Source organism: Flavobacterium sp. R1_16 (assembly GCF_057652095.1).
The window spans coordinates 76,677-98,483 of the sequence record NZ_JBYFCG010000008.1 but is presented as its reverse complement, the minus strand read 5'-3'; the positions used below and the strand labels follow the sequence as shown (position 1 = coordinate 98,483).

The window sequence follows — 21,807 nt, the reverse complement described above, 5'->3', positions numbered from 1 at the left end:
GAATAAGAAACATGTTGACTTTTATCAGACTAATTTGCCTAGATTTAGGTTGATAGGTGTGATTTTATCACACATATATACAAGTTAGCCGTTATTTTACTAAAAAAACAGAAATAGATATGAAATCAGAATTTAATTTTAGAATTTACTTATTACCATTTCTAATGGTTTTTTCCTGTGTGTTTTTCTTAATCGGATTACTTGATGGATTATTTAAGAATGATTTTGAAAAACATACAGAACAAATATTATATGGATTCTTTGGAACATTGATTTTTTGGCTAATTATATTGTATCAATTCAAAACTAGATTGCTTTCAATTCAATTTTCAAATAATAAATTAGAAACAATTGATTTTTTTAAAAAACATAATATCAAAAGTTTCAAAGAAATAGATGGATTTGAAAAGAGAATTGTGAAAGGGAAGTTTGAAAATTTTGAATATTTACATCTGTTGAGCAATAATAAAAATGTTGCTGTAATATCTCAAACGTACCATAAAAATTACTATGAATTAAAAGGTTTCGTCGAAGAGAATTTTAAGTATTTAGGTATATCAAATTATGGACACTTGAGTGAAATACAAGCAATATTGACTTTAAATTATCTGTGAAATAAAAAACAACGGCTAACAGCCGTTACACGAGATTTGGGCATTAGGTTGAATTTAAAGATGGTTTTGTACTTGGAAAATTTGTGTTTAACCGAAAAACCTCGCATCTTTAATCCCAAACCTCGTGTAGCGGCAAAACGTTAAAACATTATCAAACACAAATTAACCATAAAAACTTTCAAGTTTGCTTCGCCAGTTCACTTTGTTCGTGTCTTTGAAGGTTTTGAGGCATCGTCTGGATCCGAACTATAACTTTAATTCATTTTTTCTAAAAAAGAAATAAAAAAAAAGAGATACAGAAATGTATCTCTTTTTGAGGTATCGTACGGATTCGAACATTATCTTTATCTAATTTTTTAGATTCTTCCTTCGTCAGAATGACAAACATAAAAAAACCTCTCAAAAAGAGAGGTTAATTTTAGAGGCATCGTCCGGATTCGAACCGGAGTAGGAGCTTTTGCAGAGCCCAGCCTAGCCGCTCGGCCACGACGCCATCATTGAACGGTCGGCAAATGTAAATAAAAAGTTTAAAGTTTAAAAGATTAAAGTTTAAAAACTTTTAGTTTCTTCATTTCGTACCTCTAACCTCGCATTTCGTACCTAATTTCTGTATTCTTCCAATTCAATGGTAACCGCCTCAACATCACCACCAATAGGAGGATTGAGTTTAGAAACCGCCAAAATTATTCTGGAAATAGAGGGAACTTCTTTAAAAACTCGGGTGATAATTCTGTGAGCCACATGTTCTAATAAATGCGAACGAATCGCCATTTCCTCTACCACTATTTTATTTAAAAGTACATAATCTACCGTATCTTTCAAATCATCTGAAATACTCGATTTTCGTAAGTCTGTTTTTACTTCGATAGAAACAGAATAATCAGAACCTATTTTTCCTTCTTCGAGCAAACAACCATGATACGAAAAAGTACGAATATTGTTTAGTTTTATAATTCCCATAATTTTTTGTTCAAAGTTTAAAGTTTAAGGTTTAAAGTTAACTAGAGCAACTTTAAACCTTAAACTTTAAACCATTTTAACTAGCTTTTTTTATCTTTGCTAAAATTAAACAAAAAATGTCAACCGAAGAAAAATCACTTAATTTTATTGAGCAAATTATTGAAGAGGATTTAAAAAATGGTTTGTCTCAAGACAAATTACGTTTTCGCTTTCCGCCAGAACCCAATGGGTATTTACACATTGGTCACGCCAGTGCTATTTGCTTGAATTTTGGATTAGGAATTGATTACAAAGCTCCTGTTAATTTACGTTTTGATGATACCAATCCCGCAAAAGAAGAGCAAGAGTTTGTAGACGCCATAAAAAGAGATGTTCAATGGTTGGGATATGAGTGGTCGGAAGAGCGATATGCTTCGGATTATTTTCAGCAGTTGTACGACTGGGCTGTTGATTTTATCAAAAAAGGAAAAGCCTATGTTGACAGCCAAACTTCTGAAGAAATGGCACAACAAAAAGGAACTCCATCCACTTTTGGAACCGATAGCCCTTACAGAAATCGTTCGGTTGAAGAGAATTTAGATCTTTTTGAACGAATGAAAAAAGGTGAATTTCCCGAAGGCACTCACATATTACGTGCTAAAATTGATATGAAATCGACAAATATGTTGATGCGTGATCCTATCATGTACCGTATTTTACACAAACATCACCATAGAACAGGAGATGATTGGTGTATCTATCCAATGTATGATTGGGCTCATGGCGAAAGCGATTATATTGAACAAATTTCACACTCTTTCTGTACCTTAGAATTTTTGCCTCATAGAGAGTTATACGATTGGTTTTTAGACCAGATATATGATGCTTCTAATGTTCGTCCAAAACAAAGAGAGTTTGCTCGTAGAAATTTAAGCCATACTGTTGTTAGTAAAAGAAAATTATTGCAATTGGTAAAAGAAAATCATGTTACAGGTTGGGACGACCCAAGAATGTCTACCATTTCTGGTTTGCGACGAAGAGGCTACACAGCAGCTTCTATTCGGAATTTTGCTGCTACTATCGGAATTGCCAAACGCGATAATTTGATTAACGTTTCTGTATTAGAATACTGTGTTCGTGAGGATTTAAATAAAATTGCTCCTCGAGTAATGGCTGTTCTTGACCCAGTAAAATTAGTTATTACCAATTATCCTGAAGGAAAAGAAGAGTGGTTAGAAGCAGAAAATAATCCCGAAGATGAAGAAATAACTTTTAGAAAAGTACCTTTTTCAAGAGAATTATACATTGAAAGGGACGATTTTCTAGAAGAAGCTCCCGCAAAATTTTTCCGTTTAAGTATTGGAAAAGAAGTACGATTGAAAAACGCCTATATCATTAAAGGCGAAAGTGTTGTTAAAGATGCTCAAGGCAACATTACAGAAATTCACGTTACCTATGACACAGAAAGTCTTAGCGGAAGCGGAACAGAAGCCAGTCAGCGCAAAGTTTCAGGAACATTACATTGGGTGTCAATTGCGCATGCGCTAGAAGCTGAAGTTAGACTGTACGATAGATTATTTACGGACGAAGCTCCCGATAGTCATAAAGAGAAAGATTTTTTAGAATTTGTAAATCCAGATTCTTTAAAAATTGTAAAAGGATTTGTGGAGCCAAGTTTAAAAGAGGCTAAAAACGAAGATAAATTTCAGTTTCAACGTTTGGGTTATTTCACAGTAGATAAAGACTCAACGGCGACTCAACTCGTTTTTAATAAAACCGTTGGGTTAAAAGATAGTTGGGAAGAAAAGGGCAAAAAAGAAGAAAATGTATTGATAGCTACCCAAAAAGAAATCAATAAATATGTGAAAGAGAAAGAGGAAACTGCTGCAGTTTCGATTCTTGAAACGATTGTTTCTAACATTAAAAGTATTGATAATTTTAGTTTATTAGTACAAACAATTGTGAAGAACATCAAGAACGATAATAATTCACTTTTGTTTGCTAATTTGATTTTACATCATTCTAATACTATTTCCTATAAAGATATTGAAAAAGAGTCTTTGGTAAAATTATATTCCATGTCATTAAAAAGTCAATTGGCTTCCGTTCGAATTTTTGGTATTCAAAATTTGGTTAACGATGTAAATCATTTTGATGATTTTAAAATTCAATTAACTGAACTAAGAAAAGTAGAAAAAAACGAAAAAGTTTTAGTACTACTTACCGCTATTAAAATATAAGGCCCAACTATAGATTTTGAATATGAAAAGCGCTTAACAAAAGCGCTTTTTCTAATAATTGTAAATTCTTATTAAAAATAAAAATTATATCGATTTTGTTAATTAAAAACAACCTTTTTAAATCGATTTTAAGACCATTTTATTAATTCCGCAACACAAATGATATTTATTATTTTTTCTTTCCACCAAAGGCTTTATTTTGATTGTTTTGTCAAAAAGTGAAATCCTTTTAACATCTTATTAACAGAGGATAGCTATAGTATTTCGTAACTTTAGACTAGTATTAATTTAAATAATAAAGTCATGTCAAACAACACAGGAAATGTATTGATAGCTCTTTTAGCAGGAGCTGCAATTGGAGCAGGAATAGGAATTTTGTTTGCTCCCGATAAAGGTTCTAAAACTCGAGAAAAAATTAAAGACGGTTATGATGATGTCAAAGATAATTTGCTACGCAAATTGCAAAAAGCATCAAAAGGAATTAAAGATAAATTTTCACACGCAAAATATGATTTGGAAGAAACCTATGAAGATTTGGTTTCTAATATGAATCACAAAAGCGAAGATGTAATTTCTTTTTTAGAAACGAAATTAGCCGACCTAAAAGAACAAAATGCTAAACTTCAAAATTAGTTCAAGTTTAGAATAGCAAAAACCTAAAACCACGATTATGGCTTTTGAAGAATTAAAAGAGCATACTGAAAATATACAGGACCAGGCTCAGGCTTTTTTTGAAACCAATTTGGCTTATTATAAATTATGGGGTTTTAAAGTGGCCATGAAATCCACAACCATGATTTTGAAATTTGCACTAATTGTTTTGTGTTTGAGTATGGTCTTGTTGTTTTTTTCGGTTGCAGCTGCTTTAGCCATAGGTAATTTACTTGGTAGTTATCCCTACGGATTTCTCATAATGGGTGGAGTATATTTGATTTTTTCAGTTATCTTTTTCTTGATAAAAGATAAGATTGTTGAAGGTCCAATTTTAGAGAAGTTCTCAGAAATCTTTTTTAACGATTAATGTATGGCAACTAAAAAATATTCTTCGTACGCAGAAATCGATAGTGAATTAGCAATTTTGAAATTAGAGAAAGAAATTCATTATCGCAAAATGATGCAAAGTGTACAGAAAACCAAAGAAACTTTGACGCCTATAGGTATTGTGACTAATTTAATCAGTTCGTCAGGTTCAGCTCTCAAAGGGCCTTATGGAGTTGTACTAAGCATGGCAACACCATTTGTTTTGAATAAAGTTGTTCCTTACATTAAAAAATGGATATCCAAAAACATAAAAAAAGAGGCTTAACGGCCTCTTTTTCTTTTAAACTTCTTCTTCAGGAGTTTCAGTGGATTTTGTTCCTAGATTTTCATCTTCTTTTTTAGGCCTTGTTTTCTTATTATTATTTTTCATCATTTCGCCTACTTGGTTGGATGCCGAAAATGACGCCACCATATTATTCAACATATCGCTTCCGGCTTGAGGGGAATTTGGAAGTAAAATTAAATTTGAATTGGCATCAGCTCCTATAGCTTGTAGCGTATCATAATGTTGGGTTACCACAATCAAAGCCGATGCTTCCTGAGAATTAATCCCTACACTGTTCAAAACCTCGACACTTTCTAAAAGACCACGTGCAATTTCTCTTCTTTGGTCAGCGATTCCTTGACCTTGAAGGCGTTTACTTTCTGCTTCTGCTTTAGCTTTGGCAACAATTCTAATTCTTGTGCTTTCACCTTCAAATTCGGCAGCTGTTTTTTCTCTGTCGGCAGCATTAATTCGGTTCATTGCATTTTTTACCTGAATATCGGGGTCTATATCAGTAACTAAAGTGTTGATAATGTCATAACCGTAAGTGGTCATGGCTTCATTAAGTTCACGTTTTACCGCAATGGCAATATCGTCTTTTCTTTCAAAAACATCATCTAGTTTTAGTTTTGGAACTTCAGCTCGAACCACGTCAAAGACATAAGCGGTAATTTGATCATGTGGATATTCTAATTTATAGAAAGCGTCATATACTTTATCTTGAATGACCTTAAACTGAACAGAAACTTTCATTTTCACAAAAACATTATCTTTTGTTTTGGTTTCGATGATGACATCCAGCTGTTGAATTTTTAGATTAACACGACCGGCAATTCTGTCGATTAAAGGAATTTTTAAATGCAATCCAGAATTTCTAACGCTTATAAATTTTCCAAAACGCTCGATGATAACCGAAGTTTGTTGTTTGACTGTAAAAAAAGAGGAAAAGAAAATAAATAAACCAAAAACCAAAAGAACAATCAATGCAATATCCATAACGATTTAAATTAAGTTAATAAAGTTGGGTTAAATTACAAAATTTATTTTAGGTTTGTCGACGATATCCTTAATTATATGAAAAAGAAATATCTAGTATCAGCCTTTTTATTGCTTTCCGTAATTGCTACTGCACAATATGGGTATAGGGATGGAAACCGAATAGGCATTACACTTGGTGTAACTCAGACTACATTAACAACGAAAAATTTTGATACCAAACCAGAATTGGGTTGGGTAGGAGGCTTGTCTGTTAGAGGAAATTACTACAATGATTTTAGTATGATTTTTGGAATGCAATTTTCTGAAAACAATTTTACTGTAGCTACATTAAGTAGTCCATTCTTAAAAAAACAAGATTTGAAATATACTTTGGCTAGTGCACAAATTCGATTATTATTGAGCTATAATATTGTTAAAGATCACGTTTCATTGGATTTTGGTCCTGTTTTGCAAGTAAACGGAAAGCTGAAAATTGATTCTAGATTTGAAGATAATATTGTTTCAGGAACCACATTAACAGCAAAAGATATTATTGATATCAACACATTTAACGGGAATCTTTATGCTGGAATTTCTGCGGGAAACAGACGTATTCGCGCCATAATTTGTTACCAATATGGAGTGAATAATATTCTGAATAATTTGAATCAAAAACCAGAATTACAACAAAACAATTCAAGTAAATTTACTGGTCATCTTGGAATTCTAAGTGGCCAGATATTGTTCAATCTTTAGTTTATAGATTTTAAAGAGTAGCAATAGCTTTTTCCAATCTCTTAATCGTTTCCTCTTTTCCAAGTAGTTCCACAATATCAAAAAGATGTGGGCCTTTTAGAGCTCCAACCAAGCTCAAACGAAAAGGCTGCATGACTTTTCCCATTCCGATTTCGTTTTTGGTCATCCAATCTTTTACAGTCGTTTCGATATTTAGTGATATAAAATCGCCAATGTTTTCTAAAACCGAAATCAATTCTTGCATTAAAGCAGGTGTTGCTGAATTCCAGTTTTTTGATGCTTTTTCATCGTAAGACGATGGAGCTATGAAAAAGTAATCTGCCAAATCCCAGAAATCTGAAACAAAATGGGCTCTTTCTTTGATTGCGGCAACGATTTTTATTAAAATATCCTCAGATACAGAAAATCCTTTTTCTTTTACAATACCAGCGAATGCTTTTGCTAAATCACTATCATTTTGTTGGATTAAGTAGTGATGGTTGAACCATTTGTTTTTTTCAGGATCAAATTTAGCTCCAGCTTTATGTACTCTGTTTAAGTCAAATTTTTCCACTAATTCTGACAAAGAAAATAACTCTTGATCAGTGCCATCATTCCAACCCAATAATGTTAAAAAGTTGATAACTGCCTCTGGAAAAAATCCCTTTTCTCTATAACCAGAGGATTTTTCCCCAGAGATTGGATCTGTCCAATCTAGTGGAAAAACAGGAAATCCTAGTTTATCGCCATCACGTTTGGATAATTTTCCGTTTCCGACAGGTTTTAAAATCAAAGGTAAATGAGCAAATTCAGGTGCTTCCCATTTAAATGCTCGATACAACAAAACATGTAAAGGCATTGAAGGCAACCATTCTTCACCACGTATGACGTGAGATGTTTCCATCAAATGGTCGTCTACAATGTTAGCCAAATGGTAGGTTGGCATTCCATCTGATTTGAATAAAACTTTGTCGTCTAATAAATTGGTTTCAAATTTAATATCCCCACGAATGATATCATGCAAATGCAAGGTTTCATTTACAGGAGTTTTAAAACGGATTACATATTCTTCACCATTTGCAATTCTTTTAGCCGTTTCTTCAGCAGAAATCACTAACGAAGTATCTAATTTTTCTCTATTGTGATGGTTGTAAATAAATGTTTTTCCTTGTTCTTCGTGTTGTTTTCTATGAAAATCCAATGAGGCTGCAGTATCAAAAGCATAGTAAGCATTTCCAGATTCAATCAATGCATCAGCATATTGTTGGTACAACTGTTTTCTTTCGGATTGACGGTAAGGTCCAAATTTTTCGTTTTTGCCAACAGTTTCATCTGGAGCAATTCCAAGCCATTCCAAAGCTTCCATAATATATTCTTCTGCGCCAGGAACAAATCGGTTTTGGTCGGTATCTTCAATACGCAAATAAAAAATTCCGTTATTTTTTTTAGCAAATAAATAATTGAATAAAGCGGTTCGAACACCGCCAATATGTAAAGGTCCCGTTGGACTTGGTGCAAAACGCACACGAACTTGTTTCGACATTGGATACAATTTTGTGCAAAGATACGTTTTCAGCGGTTTATTTTAAATAGGATAGAAGCCTTTTTAAGACCTATAAAAGTTGAGATTTTTTTAACGTTTTGCAATTCAGATAAAATTGTACTTTTATCGGTTAGTAAAACAAATTGAAATCATTGGAATCTTCGAATGTCATTTATCAAAAATTAGAAGCTTTTATTAAGAAATATTACACTAATGAACTCATTAGAGGAATCATTTTCTTTATAGGTTTAGGCTTGTTGTATTTTCTTTTTACGCTTTTTGTGGAGTATTTTCTTTGGTTAAAACCAATAGGAAGAACGATTTTATTTTGGACTTTTGTTTTTGTTGAGTTTTTTCTGTTGTTTCGATTTATTCTTTTTCCATTATTTAGATTGTTTAAGCTTCAAAGAGGAATTGACTATAAAGAAGCATCTACAATTATAGGCAATCATTTTTCGGAAGTAAGTGATAAACTGATTAACTTTCTTCAATTAGCAGAGGATAAAAATCAATCAGAACTATTAGTGGCATCTATTGAGCAAAAAGCAAATGCTTTGCAACCGATTCCTTTTGGGAATGCTGTTAATTTCAATGCCAATAAGAAGTTTTTACCGTTAGCCATTCTTCCGATATTATTTTTTGCCTTCTTTTATTTATCGGGAAATAGTACGATTATTTCTCAAAGTTTAAATAGAGTGGTGCATTTTAAAGAACAATTTCTTCCACCAGCACCATTTGAATTTGTTGTTTTAAACGATAAGTTACAAACGGAACAAAACAAAGATTTTGTTTTTCGCATTAAAGCAGAAGGAAAGATACTTCCAGAAACCGCCATGATTTTTATTAATAACGAGAGTTATTTCATGGAAACTACTGGAACGGGTGAATTTCAGTTTAAAATTACTAATCCTACCGAAGGCATTTCCTTTCATGTTGAAGCTAATGCTGTTTCTTCAAAGGATTTTCAACTTAATGTTGTTGCGGTTCCTTCAATCGCCAATTTTGAAATGCTGTTGAATTTTCCGTTGTACATAAAGAAAAATCCCGAAATTATAAAAGGTACAGGAAATGCGATTATTCCCGAAGGCACACGCGTCACTTGGAGAATGAGTACTCAAGCCACTCAAAGTGTAAATTGGTCTGATTTAAAGTCGAGTTTTCCATTTTCAAAGTCCGAAAATACGTTTACTTTATCTAAAAACATTTCTCAAAATACAGAATATCAAATACGTACATCAAATGATAAAGTAAAGGATTATGAGAAATTGAATTATCAGATTTCGGTTATTAAGGATCAATTTCCTACGATTAGTGTCAACAATGCTCCAGATAGTTTAAAGGTGGATAAAAATTATCTTTTTGGTCAAATTTCAGATGATTATGGATTGACTAAACTTCAAGTAGTTTATTATGAAAGAGACAAACCACAAACGGCTAAACGTGGAATAATATCGGTCAAAACTTCTAATTACGATCAATTTATTTTTTCTTTTCCAAGCAATCTTCCCGTCGAACAAGGCGTTTCCTATGAGTATTATTTTGAGGTTTTTGATAACGATGCAATTCATAATTTTAAAAGCACAAAATCTTCTGTTTTTTCCAATAGAATAGCTACTGATGAGGAAAAAGAAGATCAGATTTTGCAACAGCAGAATAGCAATATCAATAGTCTACAGAAGTCTTTAAAAAATCAGGATAAGCAAATTTCTGAAATAGAAAAATTGCAAAAAGTTGGAAAAGAAAAAGATAATCTAGAGTTTAAAGACCAACAGAAAGTAAATGATTTTATCAAGCGTCAGAAACAACAAGATGAAATGATGAAAGAGTTTTCTGAGAAAATGAAGGATAATCTAGAGAAGTTTAAAACTGACAAAAAAGATGAATTTAATGAGGAGTTGCAAAAACGTTTAGATAAAGCCAATACTGATTTAGAGAAGAATAAAAAGCTTTTAGATGAACTCAAGGAATTAAATGATAAAATCAAAAACGAAGAGTTACTGGAAAAGTTGGATCAGTTCAAGCAAAATAGTAAAAATCAAACTAAAAATTTAGAACAGCTTGTAGAGTTGACTAAGAAATATTATGTGGAGAAAAAAGCAGAACAGTTGGCGGATAAATTAGATAAATTGTCTGAAAAGCAAGATAAATTATCCGATAATGAAAAGGAGAATAATACTGATAAACAAGAGGAAATTAACAAAGAATTCGATAAGATTCAAGAAGATTTAAAAGACTTAGATAAGGAAAATAAGGAATTAAAATCACCATTAGATATTCCAAAAGATGCAGAAAAAGAAAAGAGTATCGATGAAGATTTAAAAAAAGCTTCAGAAGAGTTACAGAAGGAAAACAAAGGAAAGGCTAAGCCAAAACAAAAAAGTGCTTCAAAAAAGATGAAAGAAATGTCTATGAAGATGGAACAAAGTATGGCGGAAGGTGAAATGGAGGAACTGGAAGAAGATGTTAAAATGCTTCGTCAAATTTTAGATAATTTATTAGTTTTCTCATTTTCACAAGAGGAGCTCATGGGTCAATTCAAAGGTCTTAAACGAGGTTCGCCCTCTTTTAATAAAAACTTGAAATTGCAACAAGATTTAAAACAACAGTTCAAGCATGTTGACGATAGTTTATTTGCTATGTCATTGCGCAATCCAAAAATCGCCGAAGATGTAACAAAGGAAATAGGAAATGTTCATTATAATATTGATAAATCCATAGAAAATCTAGTCGAAGCTCAAATGCCTAAAGGGTTATCTCACCAGCAATACGCTATTTCAGCATCAAATAAGTTAGCTGATTTTTTGAGTGACATTTTAAACAGCATGCAAATGTCATTATCAGGAATGGGACAAGGTAAACCTAAACCAGGAAAGGGTCAAGGACAAGGTATGCAGTTGCCTGATATTATTCAAAAACAGAAAGGAATTGGAGAGAAGATGAAAGAAGGTATGAAAAAAGGTGAAAAGCCAGGTGAAGGAAACAAATCAGGAGAGGGCAATAAAGGAAAATCTGGAAAGGAAGGAAAACCGGGTTCTGGAGATGGTCAAGGTCAGAAACAAGGAGAAAACGGTTTAGATGGTGAAGGCGATGCAAGAGATATTATGGAAATATATAAAGAACAAAAGCAACTTCGAGAAGCTATACAAAATGAACTTAACAAGAAAGGAATGGGCGGAAATGGACAAGGAACTCTTGATGAAATGAAAGATATTGAAAAGCAGTTATTAAACAAAGGTTTTAAAAATGAGGTTTTTCAGAAGGTACTGAAAGTACAGCAAGAGTTGCTTAAACTTGAAAAAGCGATTCAAGAGCAAGGTGAAGAACAGAAAAGGCAATCACAAACAAACAAGAAGGATTTTAACGGCAAAAACAATGCATTACCCAATAGTTTGCAAGAATACATAAATAGTATTGAGATTTTAAATAGACAAAGCTTACCTTTGCGCTCCAATTTTAATAAGAGAGTTCAAGAATATTTCAAAAGCAATGATTAGTTTTAATTATGAAACAGAATTTCAATTAGACAATGAAAATCAAATCATTGAATGGTTGTCACGCGTTATACTATCAGAAAAGAAGAAGGAAGGAGATATAAACTATATATTTTGTGATGACGAGTATTTAGTTGAAATTAACCAACAGTATTTAAATCACGACACACTTACTGACATTATAAGTTTCGATTATTCTGTAGGAAATGAATTACACGGAGATATTTTTATTTCAATCGAAAGAGTGAAAGAAAATGCTGTTGATTTCAATGTTTCTTTTGATGAAGAGCTTAAGCGCGTAATGGCTCATGGCGTGTTACATTATTGTGGATATAAAGACAAATCTGAAAAAGACGAGCTTTTGATGCGGAGTAAGGAAGATGAAAAAATAAAAATGTTTCACGTGGAACAATAAATAAACCGAATCTTAATCAGATTCTAGAATACAAACTAAAAGTAAATTCCAAATGTTTCAAGACGTATATGATGTGGTTGTGGTTGGTGCAGGTCATGCTGGTTCAGAAGCTGCCGCCTCTGCTGCAAATTTAGGATGTAAAACCTTGTTGGTTACTATGAGTTTGCAAAACATAGCACAAATGTCATGCAATCCTGCCATGGGCGGAATTGCTAAAGGACAAATTGTTCGTGAGATTGATGCTCTTGGTGGTTATTCAGGAATTGTTTCTGATAAAACAGCTATTCAATTTAAGATGCTCAATAAATCTAAAGGCCCGGCTATGTGGTCGCCAAGGGTTCAGAGTGATAGAATGCGTTTCGCTGAAGAATGGAGATTGATGCTGGAGCAAACGCCTAATCTCGATTTTTACCAAGAAATGGTTTCGGGACTTATTATTGAAAATGGCAAGATTAATGGGATTAGAACTTCTTTAGGAGTTGAAATAAAAGCTAAAACAGTTGTTTTGACTAATGGTACTTTTTTAAATGGATTGATTCATATAGGAGAAAAACAATTTGGCGGAGGTAGAGCAGGCGAGAGTGCAGCATACGGAATTACGGAAGATTTAATTAGAGCGGGTTTCGAGGCTGGAAGAATGAAGACAGGAACCCCGCCAAGAGTTGATGGTCGTTCTTTAGATTATTCTAAAATGAATGAAGAAAAAGGCGATGCTAAACCCGATAAATTTTCATATTCTGATATTACTTCTCCACTAATTTATCAAAAATCTTGTTACATGACTTATACTTCTCTAGAAGTTCATGATATTTTAAGAGAAGGTTTTGATAGATCACCTATGTTTAATGGGAGAATAAAAAGTCTTGGTCCAAGATATTGTCCTTCAATCGAAGATAAAATCAATCGATTTGCTGACAAAGAAAGACATCAGTTGTTTGTTGAGCCCGAAGGTTGGAATACGGTTGAGGTTTATGTGAATGGTTTTTCAACTTCTTTACCCGAAGACATTCAATATAAAGCACTACGTTCTGTAGTTGGGTTTGAGAAAGTAAAGTTTTTTAGACCAGGCTATGCCATCGAATACGATTATTTTCCACCTACTCAATTGAAACACACTCTGGAGACTAAATTAGTTGAAGGGCTGTATTTTGCTGGTCAAATTAATGGTACTACAGGATATGAGGAAGCTGCTTCACAGGGTTTAATGGCCGGTATAAATGCCGCATTAAAAGTTCAGGAAAAAGAACCAATGATTTTAAAAAGGGATGAAGCTTATATCGGTGTTCTAATAGATGATTTGATTACAAAAGGTACTGAAGAACCATACAGAATGTTTACTTCAAGAGCAGAATACAGAACACTTCTTCGTCAAGACAACGCTGATTTTAGGTTAACACCAAAGTCATATGAAATTGGTTTAGCAACTGAAAAACGTCTTCGTAGAATGGAATATAAGCTGAAAGAATCTGAAAAAATGGTTACTTTTTTTAAAGAAACAAGCGTTACTCATCTTGAGGCAAATCCTATACTTGAAGCAAAAGAAACCGCTTTAGTATCTCAATCCGATAAGATGTTTAAGATTTTTTCCAGACCTCAAATTGAATTAGAAGATATGATGAAGTTTGAAAAAGTGAAAGAATATATAGACGATAATAATATCGATCAAGAGATTTTAGAGCAAGCTGAAATACAAGTTAAGTATTCTGGATATATAGAAAAAGAAAGAAATAATGCAGACAAATTAACGCGTTTAGAGGATGTTAAAATCCCAGAATTTTTTGATTACAATAAGATTAAATCCATGTCTATTGAAGCAAAACAGAAATTAAGCACTATTCGACCTATAACTATTTCACAAGCTTCAAGAATTAGTGGTGTTTCTCCTAGCGACATTTCCGTGTTACTTATTTACATGGGAAGATAAGTGTTTCACGTGGAACGAATAATAAAAACTCTTTAATTCAGTAGTATAACAATGCTTTTCATGTGATTAAACCAGAGATTCTTTGGTTAAAAGAAGAGAAGTTACTAATGAAGTAACATAAAAAGCAAAAGAAATTTTATAAAAATAATGGATATTTCAAATCATCAGCTATTTCTAACAGTAAAAGATCATTCTGTTTCAAAGGAAACTTTTAAATTATATCATGATAAAGAAATAGACTTAGTCTACACCCATCCACAACCCAGCGAACAAAATTTGCCCAGTTATTACGAAAGTGAAGATTATATTTCACATACCGATGGAAAGCGTTCTTTATTCGAAAAAGTTTATCATTTCATTAAAAGTATTGCATTAAAGAATAAGCTCAATTTGATAAATAGTTTGCAAACTTCAAAAGGTACTTTGCTTGATATTGGTGCTGGAACTGGTGAATTTTTGAGCGTTGCAAAAAAAGATAGTTGGCAGTGCGTTGGAGTAGAACCTAACAAAAAAGCAAAAGATATAGCCTTAAAAAAAGGAGTTGCTTTTGTGGAGAATACAAGTGACTTAGATGACGCTTCTATTGACGTGATCACCATGTGGCATGTTTTAGAACATGTACCCGATGTCGAAAAACAAATTGTCGAATTGAATCGATTATTAAAACCTGGGGGAACAATACTAATTGCTGTTCCAAATTTTAATTCTTTTGATGCTAAATATTATGGTGCTTTTTGGGCTGCTTATGATGTTCCAAGACATCTGTGGCATTTTTCCAAAACAGCTATTCAATCTCTTTTCAAAAAGGAAGGCTTGCAACTTATAAAAGTATTGCCAATGAAATTTGACTCTTTTTATGTTTCATTATTATCTGAGAAATATAAATCTGGAAGAATGAATTTTTTAAAAGCATTTTACATAGGTTTAAAATCGAATTGGGTCGGAAATCAGAAAATGGAATATTCATCACACATTTATGTAATTAAAAACCATAAAAATTGAAATTAAAACCGTCAATTAACGATTTTACCACTAAACAACCATTTGCTCAAAAAAACAAAAATCAATCGTTAAAACGCTTTATTTAGATTTAAAATCAATAATTTTTAATTATTTAAAAGTTTTGTATAATAAATTCCTCTTATACCAAAACAAGGTTAAGAAATAATATAATTTTTAAGATGTAAAATTTATAATGTAAAAAATTTATACATTTGGTTCCAACGAAAAAAATTAATATAAAATCATAAAATGAAAAAATCTATTCTAATTATTGCTGTAGCAATTTCTATTGTTTCTTGCAATACAAAAACTACAGAAGTTGCAGCAGTAAAAACAGCCTACGTAGACACGTCTAAATTACTTGAAGAATACATTGAAGCAAAAGATATAGAAGCTAAATACAAAACCAAATCGGATGAAATGGGGAAGGAATTAGAAAATGAAGTGGCTCGTTTTAAATATGAGGCATCAAATTTTCAAAAAAATGCACAACTCAACGGACAAGCTTGGGCACAACAAAAAGGTGCAGAATTACAAAAAAGAGAACAAGAGCTAAGCTATGCGCAGCAAGCTTTGGTAAGACAATTACAGGAGGAAAGTGGAACAGAGATGGATACATTAGTAAAGAATGTAAAAAAATTCATTAAGGAGTATGGTAAAGAAAAAGGCTATGATTACATATATGGAACAGGAGATGCGGTTTCTATTTTGTACGCACAAGACAAATATGATATTACAAAAGAAATCGTGAAATTATTAAACGACAAATACAAATCGGGTTCAAAAGTTGAAGCTAAAAAAGAAACTGAAACAACGGAAAAAAAGAAATAAATTGATGTCAAAATCAATTAAAGCCTTCACTCTATTAAGAATGAAGGCTTTTTTATTGAAATAGAGTTTTTTTCGAGGATTCTTTTTACTTTTATATTTTAATTTTATACGCCAAATGGAAAATTTATCTAACGCCGGAAAGTACACCCTACAATTCATCAATCAAACCAATCGCTCCATTTTTCTGACTGGAAAAGCAGGAACAGGAAAAACCACCCTTTTAAAAGAAATAATTCAAACTACACATAAAAATGTCGTAGTCGTTGCTCCCACAGGAATAGCTGCTTTGAATGCTGCTGGAGTAACCATTCATTCTATGTTTCAACTGCCTTTTGGAGGTTTTATACCAGATTATATAGCGCCTCATTTTTCAGATTCTGTCAAATTTGAAACCAAAAACACTCTGGTGAGACACTTTAAGATGAGTGGCTTGAAAAAAGCTGTTATTCGTAATATGGAGCTACTTATCATTGATGAAGTGAGTATGCTTCGTGCTGATTTGCTGGATGCCATGGATTTTATGATGCAAACTATCCGAAAAAGAAAAATTCCCTTTGGTGGTGTTCAAGTACTATTTATAGGCGATTTGTTGCAATTGCCACCTGTAATTCGCGATGAGGAATGGAAAATATTGAGAAAGTATTATCAAGGAAAATTCTTTTTTCATTCGCATGTAATTCAACAAAATCCACCTTTATACATTGAGCTTTCTAAAATTTTCCGTCAAACAGACGATATGTTTATTGCTATTTTGAACAATCTTCGCAACAATACGATTTCAAATGAAGACATTCAAAATCTGAATCAGTATGTACAACCTAATTTTGATTTAAAAGCCAACGAAGGTTATATTACTTTAACCACTCATAATGCAAAAGCAGATGCTATTAATGTGCAGTCTCTGAAAGATTTAGATGGAAGATTAATGAAATATAAGCCAGAAATCGTTGGTGATTTTCCAGATAAAATTTATCCTGTTGAAGAAATTTTAGAGTTAAAAGTAGGAGCACAAGTCATGTTTGTAAAAAATGATTTGTCGTTTGAAAAGAAATATTTCAATGGGAAAATGGGCGTTGTTCAATCACTTTCCGAAGCGGAAATTCTGGTACACTTTCCAGATGAAAATACAATCATTGAAGTCGAAAAATACGAGTGGCAAAACATTCGTTATAAGGTGAATGAAATGACCAAGGAAATCGAAGAAGAAGTTCTAGGAACCTTTGTTCATTATCCAATAAAGTTAGCTTGGGCAATCACAGTTCATAAAAGTCAAGGCCTAACTTTTGACAAAGCGGTATTGGATGTTTCACAAGTTTTTCTGCCAGGGCAAGCGTATGTAGCCTTGTCGCGATTGCGTTCGCTAAAAGGGTTGATTTTGCTTGCTCCGCTCAGAATGAACGGTATTTCTAACGATCAAGATGTGATGGAGTATGCGTTGAATAAATCCAATGAAGATGTTTTAGAAAACACACTCAAATTAGAAACTAAAAATTTCATCCATTCCTATCTGAAAAATACTTTTGATTGGAGCGAATTGGCACAGGAATGGCGGAATCATCAATTTAGTTATGACGACAAAACCGAAGGTGCTGTAAAATCAAAACATGCCATTTGGGCAAAGAAAAATGCTTCAATTATTGCTGAATTAGTCGATCCAGCAAGAAAATTTTTGTTGCAATTGGATAAGCTTTTTGCGGCCGAAAATTTCGATACCCATTTTGTATCCGAGCGAATTCAAGCGGCATTTGATTATTTCTTTCTACCAATGGACAATTTGGTTCATGAGATTCTCTGGAAATTGGAAGAAGTGAAGCGCATTAAAAAAGCAAAAGCCTATTTCGATGAATTAATTGTTTTAGAAGAAGTTCAAACGAAAGCAGTTTTACAATTAATGAAGACCAAATTACTGATTCAAACCATAGCATCAGGTGAGTCCATCTCTAAAGAAAAATTGATTTCCGAAGAAATTAAGTACTATAAAATCAGAAAATTAGAACGCATTCAAGACGAGTTCAAAAAAGCAAATGTAACCCTTATCGAAGACGAATTAGACGTGGAACGTTACACTTCAAAAAAAGCAACTAAGACCAAAGAACCAAAGAAATCTACTGTTCAAGAAACCTATGAATTGTGGCAACAGAGTAATTCTGTCAAAGAAATTGCCGCAATTAGAAAATTAACAACCCAAACGATACATTCGCATTTGGCTAAATTGATTGAAAATCAAACCATAAGCATTTCTGATGTTTTAGCAGAAGATAAAATCAACGAATTGGCCCAAGCTTTTAAAGGCTATAAAGAGGATTCATTAAATCCATTGAAAGAAAAATATGGAGATACGTTTACTTGGGACGAATTGAAATTGTTTAAGGCGAGTTTGGCTAGTTGAATCCCTTCTTAATATATTAAAGTAAATGAGACAAACAATATACTTTTATCAATATTAATTTAATTTATGTTAAGACTTGTTCCAAATTTAATTTTGTATTGTACTATTAAATCATTAAGTTTGGTCGGTGCTGAATTTTCGGTTATAAATAGTTAAAAGTGGCTGATTTAGAGAAAACTTACCTTTTTCGAATGTTGCATATTGACAATGTAGATCACCTTTTGAAATTTGGTTTAACAAAAGTTGATTCTCCAAATGCTAATCCAAACTATAAAAGCATCGGGGACAGTAGTTTGATTAGTAGTAGAAAATATCACTTTTTATCAAATGGAAATACTTTGGGTAATTATATTCCTTTTTATTTTTGGAACAGAATGCCAATGCTTTATGTTATTCAAAAAGGATTTAATGGCGTTCAAATAACCGCTCCTGAAAATATTATTTATTGTATTACTTCCATTGCTAAAATCCTAGAAATGGGGTTGCAATTCATTTTCACGGATGGTCATGCAATTGACGCTTTTTCGAGTGTATTTAGTGTTAATGACATTAGTAAATTAGAAGAAATTTTAGATTATAAAACAATAAAAGATCCATATTGGAAAGATCCTAAGGATTTAGATAAAAAAAGAAGAAAGGAAGCAGAATTTTTAGTTGAGGAAGATATACCTATTGAAGCAATAGGAGCTTTTGCAGTTTATAATCAAATAGCAAAAGATAAGCTTGTAAACTTAGGAATAGATTCGGAAAGAATATTTATTAGAAGTCAATACTATTTTTAATGTTAAAATTTATTACAGGAAATCTATTAGAAAGCGAAGCAGAAGCTTTAGTAAATACCGTTAATACTGTTGGTGTTATGGGTAAAGGAATTGCTTTACAATTTAAAAATCAGTATCCATACAATTACAAAGTATATAGTAAAGCTTGTAAAGATGGAGATTTTAAAATTGGTGATTTACTTGTTGTTGAAGAAGACTCCTTGCTTAGTGGAAGAAGAACGATTATTAATTTTCCCACAAAAACTGATTGGAGAAAACCTTCAGAATATATCTATATAGAAGAAGGATTGAAAAAACTTGTTGAGTTAATCAAACAGAAGAATATTAAATCATTAGCAATTCCTCCATTGGGGGCAGGTAATGGTGGTTTGGAATGGAATAAAGTAAAAGCCATGATGCAATATTATTTAAGAAATATTGATGCGGAGATTACTATTTTTCAGCCAAACTCAGCTATTGAAGAAATTTTAAAGTCTGAAAGAGTCAAACTAACCCCTGCAAGAGCTATGTTACTTTCCGTATTGTTTGATTTAGTTAAAAACGGCGAATTTGTATCGGAATTTTCAGCTGAAAAGGTAGCGTATTTTTTACAGCGATTTGGCGCACAAGATAATTTTAAGCTACAATACTCAGCTAATTTTTACGGACCATATTCAGGAAAAGTTAAGCATGTCTTATATCATTTAAACGGGAGTTATGTTACAGGATACAGTTCTAAAGATAAAAAACCATTCGAAGAAATTGGACTTCGAGCAAATACCGAAAAAGAAATAACAGAGTTTTTAAATTCTAACGAAAATGCCAACTACAAATTAATTGTTGATAAGACTAAAGAATTTTTACGTGGATTTTATTCGTCCTTTGGATTAGAACTTTTATCTACTATAGATTATATTATGGAAACACAGAAAACTAAAGATGTAGAAGTAATTATCAATGAGTTAGAAAAATGGAGTGACAGAAAAAAAGGATTTGCAAAATTTATTAAAATTGCAACTGAAAATATTGAAAAACATCAGCTGTCTCGGTTGTGAGAATAACTCTTTAATTTTAAAATTAACTAACCTAACTCAACCAATACACCACCATAACTGCAGGAATAAAATAAATTACAATTGTTCTAGCACCGTCATAATCCTTGGCCAAACGTTGTCCAAAAAGCAACATGATTAAGGTAATACAAGAAAAAATACCGCCATAAAGCCCAAAAGTTCTTCCGTTGTTTACTAACAATTGAATGCAACCTACCACGCATAAAATCCCAGAAATTAATTCTAAAACCAAGATGTGAAACAATGCCATCGGAACATGATTTCGCAGTTTAGTATTGGCAAAATGTTCTTTTAGCCAAGCCAAATTATCTTTCCAATAAATAGCTTTGTCATAACCAGATTGAATAAAAGTTACTGCAAGCAAAACTAAAACCAAAATTGAGGCAACATTAAACATACGATTTATTTTTTATGAATTAAACGAGTTAGTTTTATCGACAAATCAGTCAAAATAATTTTAGCATTTCCGTTACGCTCAATATGATACATGGCATCGGAAAGTTCTTTAAAGATATCATTTATATTGGTTCCGTTAACGAATGGTGCAAAATTTTCCAGTTTAAACTTTTCAATTTTAGGTTCCATATATACCAAACTTGTAGTTTGATAATTCAATAACAACCCTTGACGAAACATTTCAATGCAGTAGTGTAAGAATTTTTTCTGAGTTTCTCGTCCTAAACCAGCAATATGTTCGCTCCAAGTAATTAAATCCTGGATTGCTGCGGCATTACCTTTAGCTCTAAAAGCCGCCCGAACCCAATCGACAAAATGTTTTTCAAAAAATACGTCTTCGCTATTCTCTTGAAGCAATTGCAAGGCTTTATTGTAATTACCTTGTGCTTGATGTGCTAATTTTGAAGCTGTTCTCGGTTCGATATTTTTGTTCGAAATTAATGCCTCAGTAATTACTTTTTCGGGTAAGGCATTAAAATGCAACACCTGACATCTGGAACGAATGGTTTGAATGATGTCTTCTTCGTTTTCAGAAATTAGAATGAACATTGTTTTATCTGTAGGTTCTTCTAACAACTTTAATAATTTATTGGATGCAGAAATATTCATCTTATCTGCCATCCAAATGATCATGATTTTATAACCACCTTCATAGGATTTTAAGGCTAACGATTTTAGAATTTCCTGAGCATCTTCTACTCGAATTTCACCTTGTTTGTTCTGAACGCCCAAAATTTGGTACCAATCGAATAAACTTCCATAAGGATTTTCACTAACAAATTGTCTCCAATCATTAATAAAATCAATGCTTTTGGGCTTGCTTTTTACATCTTCAGTAGTAACGGTAGGATATATAAAATGCAAATCAGGATGAGAAATAGATTGAAATTTTAAATTACAGGATTCATTTCCGCCTTCATTTTCATTTCCAATATTGTTACACAAAATATATTGTGCGTAACCAATCGCCATAGCCAATGTTCCGCTTCCTTCAGGGCCAACAAACAATTGTGCATGAGGAATTCTGCCCGAAGCGGCGCTTTTTGTCAAATGACTTTTAATGTGTTCTTGTCCTAAAATTTCTGAAAATAGCATAAAGCAAATATATCT

19 protein-coding genes and 1 tRNA gene are annotated in these 21,807 nt (G+C 32.4%); 14 read left to right on the top strand and 6 right to left on the bottom strand.

Features of this window, described 5'->3' with window-relative positions; genetic code table 11:
- Positions 1-119: 119 nt before the first annotated feature.
- Positions 120-614, top strand: coding sequence for a hypothetical protein (locus AC23L6_RS12055; RefSeq protein WP_487562617.1), 495 nt, complete (start codon positions 120-122; stop codon positions 612-614).
- A gap of 422 nt (positions 615-1,036) precedes the next feature.
- Here AC23L6_RS12055 and AC23L6_RS12050 read toward each other — a convergent pair.
- Both AC23L6_RS12050 and folB read right to left on the bottom strand, forming a co-directional pair.
- Positions 1,037-1,107: transfer RNA gene (locus AC23L6_RS12050), tRNA-Cys, on the bottom strand.
- Positions 1,108-1,214: 107 nt separating this feature from the next.
- Positions 1,215-1,574 carry a dihydroneopterin aldolase gene (gene folB, locus AC23L6_RS12045; RefSeq protein WP_487562618.1) on the bottom strand — a complete coding sequence of 120 codons (360 nt, stop codon included), beginning with the start codon at positions 1,572-1,574 and terminating at the stop codon, positions 1,215-1,217.
- A gap of 116 nt (positions 1,575-1,690) precedes the next feature.
- Here folB and AC23L6_RS12040 point away from each other — a divergent pair, with 116 nt between their 5' ends.
- The 4 genes from AC23L6_RS12040 (at position 1,691) to AC23L6_RS12025 (ending at position 5,099) form a co-directional block, all read left to right on the top strand.
- Positions 1,691-3,793: a glutamine--tRNA ligase/YqeY domain fusion protein gene (locus AC23L6_RS12040; protein ID WP_487562619.1), complete on the top strand. Its 2,103-nt coding sequence runs from the start codon at positions 1,691-1,693 to the stop codon at positions 3,791-3,793.
- 303 nt (positions 3,794-4,096) lie between these two features.
- Positions 4,097-4,426: a YtxH domain-containing protein gene (locus AC23L6_RS12035; protein ID WP_487562620.1), complete on the top strand. Its 330-nt coding sequence runs from the start codon at positions 4,097-4,099 to the stop codon at positions 4,424-4,426.
- 37 nt (positions 4,427-4,463) lie between these two features.
- Positions 4,464-4,814, top strand: a complete 351-nt coding sequence (locus tag AC23L6_RS12030; RefSeq protein ID WP_487562621.1) for a competence protein — start codon at positions 4,464-4,466, stop codon at positions 4,812-4,814.
- Between the two features lie 3 nt (positions 4,815-4,817).
- Entirely contained in the window at positions 4,818-5,099 is a 282-nt protein-coding gene (locus AC23L6_RS12025; RefSeq protein ID WP_487562622.1) for a DUF6327 family protein, read from the top strand.
- A gap of 15 nt (positions 5,100-5,114) precedes the next feature.
- On the opposite strand, the gene AC23L6_RS12020 is transcribed toward AC23L6_RS12025, so the two are convergent.
- A complete protein-coding gene (locus AC23L6_RS12020; protein WP_487562623.1) occupies positions 5,115-6,095 on the bottom strand; it encodes an SPFH domain-containing protein in 981 nt (326 codons plus the stop codon).
- A gap of 78 nt (positions 6,096-6,173) precedes the next feature.
- Here AC23L6_RS12020 and AC23L6_RS12015 point away from each other — a divergent pair, with 78 nt between their 5' ends.
- Positions 6,174-6,833, top strand: a complete 660-nt coding sequence (locus AC23L6_RS12015) for an outer membrane beta-barrel protein (RefSeq protein WP_487562624.1) — start codon at positions 6,174-6,176, stop codon at positions 6,831-6,833.
- 10 nt (positions 6,834-6,843) lie between these two features.
- On the opposite strand, the gene gltX is transcribed toward AC23L6_RS12015, so the two are convergent.
- Entirely contained in the window at positions 6,844-8,355 is a 1,512-nt protein-coding gene (gene gltX / locus AC23L6_RS12010) for a glutamate--tRNA ligase (RefSeq protein ID WP_487562625.1), read from the bottom strand.
- Between the two features lie 152 nt (positions 8,356-8,507).
- Here gltX and AC23L6_RS12005 point away from each other — a divergent pair, with 152 nt between their 5' ends.
- The 8 genes from AC23L6_RS12005 to darG all read left to right on the top strand — a co-directional run bounded on the left by AC23L6_RS12005 (position 8,508) and on the right by darG (position 20,223).
- Positions 8,508-11,849, top strand: coding sequence for a hypothetical protein (locus AC23L6_RS12005; protein ID WP_487562706.1), 3,342 nt, complete (start codon positions 8,508-8,510; stop codon positions 11,847-11,849).
- Positions 11,842-12,261, top strand: a complete 420-nt coding sequence (ybeY, locus tag AC23L6_RS12000; protein WP_487562626.1) for an rRNA maturation RNase YbeY — start codon at positions 11,842-11,844, stop codon at positions 12,259-12,261. Before AC23L6_RS12005 ends, ybeY begins: the two co-directional genes overlap by 8 nt.
- Positions 12,262-12,313: 52 nt before the next feature.
- Positions 12,314-14,185, top strand: a complete 1,872-nt coding sequence (gene mnmG / locus AC23L6_RS11995) for a tRNA uridine-5-carboxymethylaminomethyl(34) synthesis enzyme MnmG (protein WP_487562627.1) — start codon at positions 12,314-12,316, stop codon at positions 14,183-14,185.
- A gap of 147 nt (positions 14,186-14,332) precedes the next feature.
- On the top strand, positions 14,333-15,187 hold the full coding sequence (locus AC23L6_RS11990) for a class I SAM-dependent methyltransferase (protein WP_487562628.1): 855 nt from the start codon (positions 14,333-14,335) through the stop codon (positions 15,185-15,187).
- 249 nt (positions 15,188-15,436) lie between these two features.
- Complete coding sequence (locus tag AC23L6_RS11985) at positions 15,437-16,018, top strand: OmpH/Skp family outer membrane protein (protein WP_487562629.1); 582 nt, start codon at positions 15,437-15,439, stop codon at positions 16,016-16,018.
- 115 nt (positions 16,019-16,133) lie between these two features.
- A complete protein-coding gene (locus AC23L6_RS11980) occupies positions 16,134-18,407 on the top strand; it encodes a helix-turn-helix domain-containing protein (protein ID WP_487562630.1) in 2,274 nt (757 codons plus the stop codon).
- Between the two features lie 158 nt (positions 18,408-18,565).
- Positions 18,566-19,189 (top strand): type II toxin-antitoxin system toxin DNA ADP-ribosyl transferase DarT, encoded by a 624-nt coding sequence (darT, locus tag AC23L6_RS11975; RefSeq protein WP_487562631.1) that lies wholly within the window; start codon positions 18,566-18,568, stop codon positions 19,187-19,189.
- On the top strand, positions 19,189-20,223 hold the full coding sequence (darG, locus tag AC23L6_RS11970) for a type II toxin-antitoxin system antitoxin DNA ADP-ribosyl glycohydrolase DarG (protein WP_487562632.1): 1,035 nt from the start codon (positions 19,189-19,191) through the stop codon (positions 20,221-20,223). The genes darT and darG overlap by 1 nt, the downstream gene beginning before the upstream one ends.
- Before the next feature lie 31 nt (positions 20,224-20,254).
- Here darG and AC23L6_RS11965 read toward each other — a convergent pair whose 3' ends face one another.
- The gene (locus AC23L6_RS11965) at positions 20,255-20,638 is read right to left on the bottom strand and encodes a DoxX family protein (RefSeq protein ID WP_487562633.1); all 384 of its coding nucleotides are present in this window, start codon (positions 20,636-20,638) and stop codon (positions 20,255-20,257) included.
- 5 nt (positions 20,639-20,643) lie between these two features.
- The gene (locus AC23L6_RS11960) at positions 20,644-21,792 is read right to left on the bottom strand and encodes a DNA polymerase III subunit (protein ID WP_487562634.1); all 1,149 of its coding nucleotides are present in this window, start codon (positions 21,790-21,792) and stop codon (positions 20,644-20,646) included.
- Positions 21,793-21,807 lie beyond the last annotated feature (15 nt).